Here is a 10,405-nt window from a genome sequence, read left to right on the forward strand (position 1 = left end):
TTCATACAGGATTTCCTTTTTTTGATATGCCGTGTACCAGGAATCGGCTGGGCGAACAGTAGCTTACTCATTTGAGGAGAAGGTCATGAAACAGTCAGGATGTTTGCGTACGGCGGTATTCTGTCTCACCTTGGTTTTTTCATCCATATGCATTGCAGATGATGTTACCGACAGCATCAGTGAGGCTATGGAGCTTTACAAGTCAGGCAACTATACGGAAGCCGTTTCCAGTCTGAACTATGCCACCCAGCTGATTTCTCAGAAAAAAGCAGGTGCACTGGAAGCTTTTCTTCCTCTTGCTCAGACCGGATGGAATCGTGAAGGGGTGGAATCTCAGGCTGTAAGCAGTTCCATGTTTGGAGGCGGCATTGGTGCCAGCGCTGTTTATACCAAAAAAACCGGTCAGGATGAGGAATACGACTTTCCACGGATTCAGGTGAAAATAGCTGCGGATTCCCCCATGCTTCAGGGAATGATGGTCATGATGTCCAATCCTATGTTTATGGGCAGTGACGGGGGCAAGTTGGAGCGTATCAAGGGGCAGCAGGCTGTGGTCCGGTATGATACCCAGAATAAATCCGGTGAAATCAACATTACCGTTGCCCAGCGCTTTCTTATCACCATAGAAGGCAGTCATGTGGCCAGAGAAGATATGCTGGTTTATGCCAATGCCATTGACTACAGAAAACTCACCAGTCTTCCATAGTAAAGACAGACAGTTAAAAAACATACTGATCCGCCGTCCTGTAGCCAGTGGGTGGATCAGTATGGTAGGCTTCATTGGACCGAGGACTCTTTTGCAGCCTGTTGTAAGGTCTGTTTGCTTATAAGTAACCCATTGAGATAATGGCAGGATTTTATAGTATGGTAAGGATGGGTAATGATGGATGTTGTGAGGGTAAGTGATTCAAATTTAAATGTTTATATGAATCTTTGTCAGAGTTATGAGGGAGAATTTTCTTCCATAACGAATAAAAAGCCGGATAAAAATGGCCTGTTTGAACTGGATACCCGTATAGAGGGGAATGTGGTCGGTTATCTTCTCTATGATGGGGAAGTCCCCCTGGGTTTTGCCGCTGTAAATGTTGCGGCAGAGGGAAATGCTTATGAGATATGTGAGTTTTATATTGTTCCCGTATGCAGGAAACAGGGTATGGGCAGGGAGTTCGTCAGTCGTCTTTTCCGTATGTACAGGGGCAGATGGGAAGTAAAGCAGATCAGCGGTGCTGAGCATGCAACCGCATTCTGGCGCAAGGCCATTGGCGGCTTTACCAAAGGAAAATTTCAGGAAGATTTCTATAATGATGCCTATTGGGGCCGTGTTATAAGACAACGGTTTGATTCTGCAAACCTTATGTAAGATGGTGTGGGAGTCAGCTCAGCATTGGGTGTCCCTATCCCTATATGGAAATTTAGTTTTATAGCCATATAGACCAGTCGCCGTAGTCATATGTCCCGCTGCCATGATGTAATTTACCATCAGCCTTTAATTTTCGAAAGGCATCACGCATTCTGCCTAGAATTTCAGGCTGAATATCCAGAGTGTGATGTGCAGGAAATACATTTTTCACCGGAAGCCTCGATAATCTTTCAAGGGAATTGAGGTAGGACTCTGGATCAGTGGATGGAAAGTAGGCAAATAGCGTGTCTTTATAAACCAAATCACCGGTAAAAAGATAACCACGCTCCTTTTCCCAAAAACACATATGTCCCGGCGTGTGTACTATTTGAATAATACGGTCTCCAAGATTAATTGTATCTTCATCCTTCAGTATTCTTGTCGGGTTGCCTTGAAAGAACACATATTTATTTACATCAAATCCTTCCGGCAGGTCACAACGGTCAACGACCATATCTTTGATCTGTTCCATTGACAGAGGGAATTCTCCGTTAAGCCAGTTAAGTTCAGCGCCATGAGCATAGAAATCTGGAAAAAATTCATGACCGCCAATATGATCCCAGTGGATGTGGGTAGCGACAGCTATGACCGGATTGTCAGTCAGCTTTATGACTTCATCATAGATGTTGCTGATTCCAAGCCCGGTATCAATCAGCAGGCTACGTTCAGAACCATTCAGGAGATAACAATGCGTTTCTTCCCAGTGGCGGTATTCGCTTATGATATGAGTTTCTTTGTCAATTTGATCAATTGTAAACCAATTATTCATTTGATTCCCTTTGCAATGGCACTGGTTCAGTTGAATGGGATAGTCGGATTAAGCAGCCATGGGAATTGCCAAAAGTTCTTCCCATGAAAGATCTTTGTCGATAATTCCAAAAGCAACGGCTGGAACCTGTTTCGTAGTGAAATGAGCACGTAGAAAATTATGCACCACCCAATAGACATCAAGCGTTCTTTGAAGACTCGTTTCATTTTTTGCGTATGTATTAGATCTTCTTCGAAATGTAGAATTTCTCCGGCGAAGCGAGCTATTGAAAGCTTCGCAGTGGTTGGCATGGATGTCTCCGTCTTTAATATCCTGTTCAGTGGTTGGATGCTCAGGATGAGGTGTTTGATATTTGGATCGTTTGGGTCCTCTTTTATGTGATTGCGAGCCTTTGTTCTTTACCCTGACCTTTACTCCTTTCTTGAGAGTTTTACGGGGACGTCCCTTTTTGCCGTTCCGGATCAGCCCATGGCAAATTTCGAACAAGACATTACCATATCTTCGCTCACCATCCGTAATCAAGGACAGGTCCTGCGTTTGATTAATGAGTTGTTCCAATGTCCCTAAGGCTTTCTTGAAGAGCTTGCTGTCTTTCCTACCGCATCTGAGTTCCCAAAGAAAACGACTGGACCTGTCCATTAGTACAACAGTCCAGCCCAGTGATTCACCCGGGGGAGCATTCTTTTTGACTTTTGTATAGACCTCATCGCCTTCGATGATGAGTTTGAGGTAGACATGAAGCAGGGCATAAAGAAGCAACGTCTGTTTGATTCCAGTGAAGCGAGCCTCCCAATTGAGAAGGGTGTTCTTTGCCACATCAAAGGTTCTGCATGTGGCATTGAATCCAAGTCCTTCGGTCCTGGCCTTAATCACTTGAACTATAACGCTCAGAGGTTTTTTGATGCCAGCAAGGAAAGTGTTACAAGTCTGGGAAAAGTACCGACCACAGCTGGTGCAGCAATAAATAGTTCGCCCGTCGCCGTAGGTGGTTTTATAAGCGGTATGCTTTTTATTTCACAGCACTGACAAGAAGGACAAGCGATCATGAAAAGTTCCATGATGAGATAGTCTCCATAATTGAATGGGTTGATAAAAAAGTATGTTCAATGAACCACTCCGTCCTTTTTGTCAATTGTTTCAAAGAATCCCATTCAACTGAACCAGTGCCTTTGCAATATTTCTTATAAAAAATACCAGTTTGGAATATTTCCAGCGCTTTTGCTCGCCGGTAAATTGCTAGTGGGGCGAGTATTTTATCCGTGGTCAGAACTTGCGAGTGTTAACTGGCGGTCTTTATGGAAGAAAGTTTTTTTGTTAATGCAATTTTATTTGCTACCAAGAAAGCATTTTCTAAAGGTCTTAAAAATATTCATTCTTGACCATAGTCATTCCTTGAAATTGATTTAAAGTAATGAAAGCATTACGGATTGGATTTACACTTTGTCAGAAAGCTAATTGCTTTTCAGCGGTGCGGCTTTTTGCGCTCCGCTGTAAAAGCCTTGTTAAGGGGCTATTTTGTCAATTTTGAAAAATACACCATCCCATAGTGTATAAGCAAAATTTTCGTTTGTTTTTATTATTGTGGAACCAGTTGCAACCCAATTAGATGGGCAACTTACCTGTAGTATTTCCACAACCTCGCCTTCAATACTCAATTCATCAAATGTAGCTTTATATGATGAGAAAAATTTGTCTTCAGTTTTAGATTCGATTTTAAAAACAGGATTTTCACATAATTCATTACGGAATATTACTTTTTCTTTTGTGTATGTAGCGGCGGAACCAAACCAAACTTTTGCTTCTTCCATACTCATCGCACATATGCCAGGAAATTTAGCGTCGATCACCTTCCATTCCCCTATGTACCAGTCGCTTGCTTGCGCTGAACTCGAAATTAATAAAAATATAAGGATTGTAATATATTTCATTTAACCCCTTAACGGGGCAGCATGCGGATGGTATACGCCGCCCCGATGGCGCGGCGCGAAGCGTCCGCGTCATCGCTTTGCTCACCGGAAAATTGGGAGCGCAGCGAGTAATTTTTCCGAGTGCAGCAATTTGTTATGCATTATCAATAAGTGTCACCGCAACATTGTAATCTGGAAAAATCGCCAAATATTTACTGTCAGTTATTTCGAGAGTTGCTTTTATACATCCCTCTCCCGAATAACCGTGCTGACATAAAGTATCTTTCAGGTTTATTAATTGTGATTGAAGATGCTCCTCTAGACTTTTTAGCATTGATCGTTGTCGGTCTGTACTTATAATTGCTTGGACGTTGTATCCGGAACCTACAACGCCACCACCAATAGGTGCGTATACCGTTCCATCCGATACCGTAAAAAAGCTATTCGCATTCTTTGCTCTTAAAGTTAGTCTTTCATTCTCTGATATTTCAGTAGCGGATATAACATTCTTGATTTGATGCTGACTGACAACATCAGGCCAGTTCCTATGTATTATCTCAACTATATTTTGATCAGCCCAAGCATCGTGATTAAATACATTGGTTGCATAAAATTTATCTTTAGTAACAAGAGCAAAGAGTAGAGGCCCGGTTCTTTCAATGAAATTTCCGTTAAGCGCCTCGCCCAAATGAAAATGGTGAACACTCCAGTCATTTAACAACGAATCTTTATTATTTAGCCTGCCGACTAACTTGCTCAAATTTGGAGTGACATCTCCACCAGATTCAACTACGGCCATCAAGCGTTCCCAGCCAGCCTGAAGGTCTGCCGGGCACGTAAAAACATCAGAAACTTCAACGCTTCTTATTCTTTGATCGGGCCTACGTTTTTCAGCGTTAAAGTACACATAAGGCAACTCATCTTCCGAGACGCCAGAAATATCGTATCCCCAGTGATTCTGAAGAATATCTTTGAGGATATTTAACCAGTCACCAAAAAAATCTGAACTTAGCTGCATTGGTACTCCTTGTACGCATAACGGGGCGGGGTATCCGGCTGTTCTGCTCATTCATTATCAAAATAATCAGAATCAAGCTTTTTTACTTCATATTGACCAACAGTTGAAACACCTACATTATGTTCAACCATAAGTTTTGATAGGCGCTCACCATCAATAAGTATTATTTTTGATTCTATCAATGAAACATATTCAAGAGCTTCCTTGGAAAAAGATGAGGTTGTAATAAATACACCCTTTCTTGCACGTTGGCCTTGTAAAGCACCAGCAAATTTTTGTATTTCTGGCCTGCCAACTGTTCCTTCCCAACGCTTGGCTTGAATATATATAACATCTAAACCGAGACGATCTTCATTGATTATTCCATCAATTCCACCATCACCACTCTTACCAAGAGCTTTTCCTGCGTCTTGCCTGTTACCACCGTACCCCATAGTAACCAAGAGATCGACAACTACACGTTCAAAAAATGAAGGTGAGGCTTCTTTAACGGAACTTAACACCTCAGACTCAATTGCAGATCTAAGTTTTTTATAAGCGGATGCCAAAGCATCTTCTGGTGTTTGCATGGAAGACTCTTCGACAGTTGTATCTGATGATGTGTCGCCTTCTGTTTTATCTTTTTTCCTGTTTTTGAACTCAATAAATTCAGGATATTGTTCAAGAACAGATGTATCAATTTTCTTTGGATTCGTTTTAAGTAATTCAATGCCTTTTGGGGATATTGTGAAGAAGCCCCTTTTGCGGGATTCAAGTAATCCGGCCTGTTTTAGGTATGATCTTGCCCATCCAACACGATTGTTAAAAACGGCTTGACTACCACTTGGGAGAAGTTCATTTCTTTCTTCTTGAGAAAGATCGAATTGGTCAGCAAGTTCTTCGACTGCCTGAGTAAACTTATGCTCCAATTTATCTCCAGCTAATTTTAGAACCGGAAGCATCAATGTTTGATAGTCTGGAATTGGCATATTTTTCCTATTTTTGCAAATTGGTACGATTAAAGCAGAACGCCCGGCTCACGCGCCGGTTTGGAGCCGTGACGCGGCGAAAAATCGGTCGCTGTGCAGCCGATTGTTAGGCCGGCACTGTAAGCTGACTCGTTCAGCATGCCCTCCCCAAGAATCGCCATGCTGGTGTAACGACGCGGACGAAATTGCCATCATAGTCCAACCTATCGATCAAGACGAACGCGAAGCCGCCTCGCTCGCTCCCTGAAAGCAGCTTCGCCACCTTCAAGGATGTCACAAACCACCTTGCGGATCGTAGCGTCCTCTAGCCCACCCGCTACATAGCTGATCGGCGGCAGACCACCTGAGAGATGCGGACCAGCTTCGGCGACGATGATCTGATCCGCGTCGGTATTGATCACGAGATTGGCGTTGTGCGTCACCATGATCACCTGGCGTTTCTCCTTCGCCGCGATGAACAGCGCCACCAGCTCGTCGAAGACCGACTTTGGATCGAGATTTTCCTCGGGCTGGTCGATAATCAACGGTCGGTCGTCAGAGTCGTCGAGCGCGAGGTAGAGCAGCAACAGGACGATCCCACGCGTGCCTGGTGACAACTTGCGGATGTCGACACCGTCGTAGGAAATCTCGTAGCGGACGGCGATATGTTCGGTTCCGAAAAGCCAGTGTGCGAACCGCTTCGACCACGCGCGGAATTCAGTTTGCTGCGTTGGGGAAAATGGCGCGTGCGATAAGAGGTCTTTCAGGTATTTTCCCATAAAGGCCGTCATGGCAGCCTGAACCTCGGCGGCAGAGCCGGTTTCCCATGCAGGTTTAAGAGCGTCCGTCGCGGCTGCGATCAACGAGCCGCGCCCGTAAAAAGGGCCCGCCTTTCGCCGGTCGAGGAGTTCCTCTTCGGCAAACGCGCCCCAAGTCTGGACGTCGGCAATCCTGCGGACTGAAAAGCTGAGTTTCTTGAGCGTGCCCGATGACGCGGAAAGGCGCGCCATCAGCGGTGCGTACAGGTCAGCCAGCGCGTTTTGCTCGTTTATGATGGCCTCGAACACGCGGCCATAGGTGTCGTCGCGTTCGGCCTGCAGGTCCTTCCGCCGTGCTGCCGCGCCCTTGGCGTCAGTAAGCCGTGCTTCCAAGGTCTGAAGCGCCGAATTTTCTTGAGCAATCCGCTTTGTAAGCGCAGCGTATTGCTCACGAACTAGTTTGTCCGCGCCGAATAGCGCCTCGAGTCGTGCCATCTCTGCTTCGATCAGCGCAAGCTGAAGCATCGCGAGATCTGCGTCATCGGCAATCAGGGCAACATTTGGATCGCCGGGCGGTGGCGGAACACCGTTGAGCTTGCGAACCTCTCCGTCGGCCCATGCAGTGTAGGCAGTGAGGCTCTTGTCGACATCTCCCTTGTAGATCAGCAGGAACTCGTCCCATTGATCGGTATTGAGGCCACTGTTGTTGTGCCGCGCCTGGATCTGACGGAGCATTTCAGGCGCGCCGGTGGCGCGCATACTGCGAACCTCGTCCTGCAGTGCGACGAAGGTTCGACGCTGATTGTTGTAGGCTTGTATCTTGGTCCTTAGCGTCTGTGCCGCCTCGCTGAGCTGGGTGTGCCTTGCGACCTGCGCTTCAGTACCCTTGACCACCAGCTTAGCCTGATCAGCGGTATAGCCAGCGATCAGCTTCTTCTTTTGCTCAACCTGATTGCTCAGGCTGGCCACGAGGCTCTCTTTCTCGAGCTCGGTAGCAATACCCTCGGAGATGTCGGCGATCGCCTCCACCTCACGCTCGCGCGCTTGCTGGAAGCGGGCGGTCCGTTGCTCGCGGAGCTCAGTGAAGTCAATCGCCCACTCGCGGTCGTCCTGTGAGTGGGAATCGAAGATAACGCGCTCAATCTCATCGACGAGACCATCTGAGACACCTTTGGCCGAACACAGCTCCTCGACGAATTGCTGAGAGAGATATCTCGCACGAGGGAACGACATATGGCCGTTTGCGTCACGACCATCAAGTGCACGTGTCTCCGTCGCGCCGCCGCCCCAAGTCAGTGTCGTGGAGGAGTCCCCGATGAGTTTGCGTGCGCGAGCAAGGAACGATGGGCTGACGTTCTCGTCAGCCTCCCAACCAGCTGGAGTTATTGCATCGCAACCGGCGGCAATCACATCGGCCAGTGCCGTCTTGCCCGATCCCCGCGCGCCTATGATGGCGACTAGGCCGGGATTGAGAGGAATATCGGGCGTGGCCGCCCAATCTGCGTCTTCAATGTGTACATGCGAGATGATTTGCGACGGCATGGCCGAACGTGGCGGTTTCTCACCAACATAGGCCCGGCCTTCCGGATCGATGCAGGCCTGTCGTAGGGCATCAAATGTCAGTGCACCCTTGATCCACGAGAAGCGATTGTCGACTGGCTGCCCAACGGACGCTTGGTCGTGGGAGTCACTTCCATGGAGACACGGTTTACACCCGTCATAGCGCGAGCGCAGCTCTTCGACGCTGACGCTCCGTTGGCCGATCCAGAATTCACGCTGTGCGACACTGCTGGAGAAGATGATGTGGGCGAATTTCTCTATCTCCTGGCGCACGGTCGCGTCTGCGGCCTGACGGACGCCGGAAGTGCCGTCACCGGAACCGCCAGCAACAGCGATCAAAATATTCCTCTTCGCCCATTCGCTTTCGGCGACAACCTTTCGTAATTGATCGAAGTTGACTTTGAACTGTGTGGCGCCGTGTCGAAGCGCGGCGCCGTCATCAGTGATGGTCGCGTCTGAATGTTTGCCCAGCTTTATCAGTTCCTCGCGCGTGCAGTCGAAACGGTCGCCAAAAGCATGGAACTGAAGACGCTTGAGAATGCGTTTCACTTCTGAGAGGTGCTCAGGGTCTTCAGGGCTGACCAGCAAATGGATGTTTACGAAGCCCGTTTTAGCCGCCACATCGAGGCGCAGTTCGATGTTAGGGAAGATTAAAGACACATCGGGCAATCGGCCTGCGCTCTTATGCTGAAGGAATTCCTCATATGTGTCGGTAACGTAGTAGTCAGTGACCGCGACCGCCTCGACCCTCGGCGTCAAGGCTTCGAGCGTCGAGAGGTATGAGCTCCAGGGGTCGGATACACCGAACTGATTGTTGAGGATAGTGCCGGGCGCATGGATATGCGGCTCCCATCTATGCCATTCAGAACCGCGATTGATCACTTACATCTCCAAATTATCATTCTTGTTTAGGTCGCCACGACCCGATTCAATAGGAAAGGCCTAACAAGTTATTGTGCTGATCCGTATAACCTTCAGATCTCTTTGAAATCACCTAGGTCAATAGGCACAAGACCATAAATTTCTATCTGGATAACACGTCTTTTTGCCTGTTAATCAGAAATCCATACAGTTACAAACTTAAGGTTTCAAAAGTATCTTTCCCATAAAAACAGAAACCTCATTTTTTATCCATAAAACACTCTTCCTCTGACTACAAGTTTTCTTTTTCCGGGTATCATCCTGCCGCAAGCCTGCTTTTCCCATGCTATTCAGCTTCGGTTTTATTCCAAATCCAGATCCTGAGCCGATACAAAATCCATGACTTCCTTCCACCATGGGAGATTCGGGGATACGGGCATGGCATTGTGGCGTGCACCGTCAAAAATCCAGAGCTTTTTTTCCATATTAAGGGACTGGTAGAGTCGTTTTCCATGTTTGATGGGAATAATCTCGTCTTCTCCCGCAAGAAGAACCGCAACCCTGCCTTCAAAGTTTTTCAGGTTTTCCATGCTGTTGTACCTGTCCTTTGCCAGCAGGCGGGCGGGAAGAAACCAGTAATGACTCTGGGCAAGATCCGGAAGACTGTCCCAGGGGAGAAAAAGAACTGCACCTTTGACGGGAATGTCCGTTTTTTTCAGGGCCGCTGCCACCACGCCGCAGCCTAAGGATTCTCCCCAGAGATAAAGGGGACCGCCATAGGATTCATGGGCAAGGCGGATGCTCTGCAGGGCATCTTCCACTAAGGTTGTCTCGGAAATCTTGCCCCTGCGGCCGCCATAGCCCGGATATTCGGCCAGAATTACCCGGAAGTTTTGTCTGGAAAGGGCTGTGGTGTAAAATGTCCTGTGCCAGGCAGACCCTGCATTGCCGTGGAATAGTATTACTGTTCCGGCCGGTTCCGCAGGCTCCGGGCTGGCGATGAAACCACGGTATCCCTTTTCTTCTGGCCAGTGGCGAAGACCCTGAGCGATTGCCTGTTCCGGTGAAAGGGTCTGTCTGTCCGGCATATAAAGAAGGCTTCTCTGCATGACAAAAAGCAGAAGGCAGAAAAGTACATAACCCGCAAGGATATACAACACTATTTTTTCCATCACGACTCCAGAGA

At 47.5% G+C, this 10,405-nt stretch carries 9 protein-coding genes; 2 read left to right on the plus strand and 7 right to left on the minus strand.

Features of this window, described 5'->3' with window-relative positions; translation table 11 throughout:
• Positions 1-85: 85 nt before the first annotated feature.
• Both FIM25_RS10720 and FIM25_RS10725 read left to right on the plus strand, forming a co-directional pair.
• A complete protein-coding gene (locus FIM25_RS10720; RefSeq protein ID WP_139449116.1) occupies positions 86-706 on the plus strand; it encodes a hypothetical protein in 621 nt (206 codons plus the stop codon).
• 174 nt (positions 707-880) lie between these two features.
• Positions 881-1,360, plus strand: a complete 480-nt coding sequence (locus FIM25_RS10725; protein WP_218961383.1) for a GNAT family N-acetyltransferase — start codon at positions 881-883, stop codon at positions 1,358-1,360.
• A 58-nt stretch (positions 1,361-1,418) separates the two neighbouring features.
• On the opposite strand, the gene FIM25_RS10730 is transcribed toward FIM25_RS10725, so the two are convergent.
• From FIM25_RS10730 to FIM25_RS10760, 7 genes are all read right to left on the minus strand, one after another.
• Positions 1,419-2,168, minus strand: a complete 750-nt coding sequence (locus FIM25_RS10730) for an MBL fold metallo-hydrolase (RefSeq protein ID WP_139449118.1) — start codon at positions 2,166-2,168, stop codon at positions 1,419-1,421.
• Between the two features lie 48 nt (positions 2,169-2,216).
• A complete protein-coding gene (locus FIM25_RS10735; protein ID WP_218961384.1) occupies positions 2,217-2,984 on the minus strand; it encodes an IS1 family transposase in 768 nt (255 codons plus the stop codon).
• A gap of 686 nt (positions 2,985-3,670) precedes the next feature.
• Entirely contained in the window at positions 3,671-4,096 is a 426-nt protein-coding gene (locus tag FIM25_RS10740; protein WP_139449122.1) for a hypothetical protein, read from the minus strand.
• Positions 4,097-4,229: 133 nt separating this feature from the next.
• Positions 4,230-5,093 carry a hypothetical protein gene (locus FIM25_RS10745; protein WP_139449124.1) on the minus strand — a complete coding sequence of 288 codons (864 nt, stop codon included), beginning with the start codon at positions 5,091-5,093 and terminating at the stop codon, positions 4,230-4,232.
• Between the two features lie 47 nt (positions 5,094-5,140).
• Entirely contained in the window at positions 5,141-6,061 is a 921-nt protein-coding gene (locus tag FIM25_RS10750) for a restriction endonuclease (protein WP_139449126.1), read from the minus strand.
• A 203-nt stretch (positions 6,062-6,264) separates the two neighbouring features.
• Positions 6,265-9,240 (minus strand): TrlF family AAA-like ATPase, encoded by a 2,976-nt coding sequence (locus FIM25_RS10755; RefSeq protein ID WP_139449128.1) that lies wholly within the window; start codon positions 9,238-9,240, stop codon positions 6,265-6,267.
• 341 nt (positions 9,241-9,581) lie between these two features.
• A complete protein-coding gene (locus FIM25_RS10760; protein ID WP_139449130.1) occupies positions 9,582-10,391 on the minus strand; it encodes an alpha/beta hydrolase in 810 nt (269 codons plus the stop codon).
• Positions 10,392-10,405 lie beyond the last annotated feature (14 nt).

Origin of the sequence: Desulfobotulus mexicanus, from assembly GCF_006175995.1 — a bacterium.
Lineage (GTDB): Bacteria > Desulfobacterota > Desulfobacteria > Desulfobacterales > ASO4-4 > Desulfobotulus > Desulfobotulus mexicanus.

What these genes read in the sequence shown, in the direction of transcription:
- FIM25_RS10720 (WP_139449116.1), top strand. Translation starts at nt 86, where the DNA reads ATGAAACAGTCAGGATGTTTGCGTACGGCGGTATTCTGTCTCACCTTG.
- FIM25_RS10725 (WP_218961383.1), top strand. Translation starts at nt 881, where the DNA reads ATGATGGATGTTGTGAGGGTAAGTGATTCAAATTTAAATGTTTATATG.
- FIM25_RS10730 (WP_139449118.1), bottom strand. Translation starts at nt 2,168, where the DNA reads ATGAATAATTGGTTTACAATTGATCAAATTGACAAAGAAACTCATATC.
- FIM25_RS10740 (WP_139449122.1), bottom strand. Translation starts at nt 4,096, where the DNA reads ATGAAATATATTACAATCCTTATATTTTTATTAATTTCGAGTTCAGCG.
- FIM25_RS10745 (WP_139449124.1), bottom strand. Translation starts at nt 5,093, where the DNA reads ATGCAGCTAAGTTCAGATTTTTTTGGTGACTGGTTAAATATCCTCAAA.
- FIM25_RS10750 (WP_139449126.1), bottom strand. Translation starts at nt 6,061, where the DNA reads ATGCCAATTCCAGACTATCAAACATTGATGCTTCCGGTTCTAAAATTA.
- FIM25_RS10760 (WP_139449130.1), bottom strand. Translation starts at nt 10,391, where the DNA reads ATGGAAAAAATAGTGTTGTATATCCTTGCGGGTTATGTACTTTTCTGC.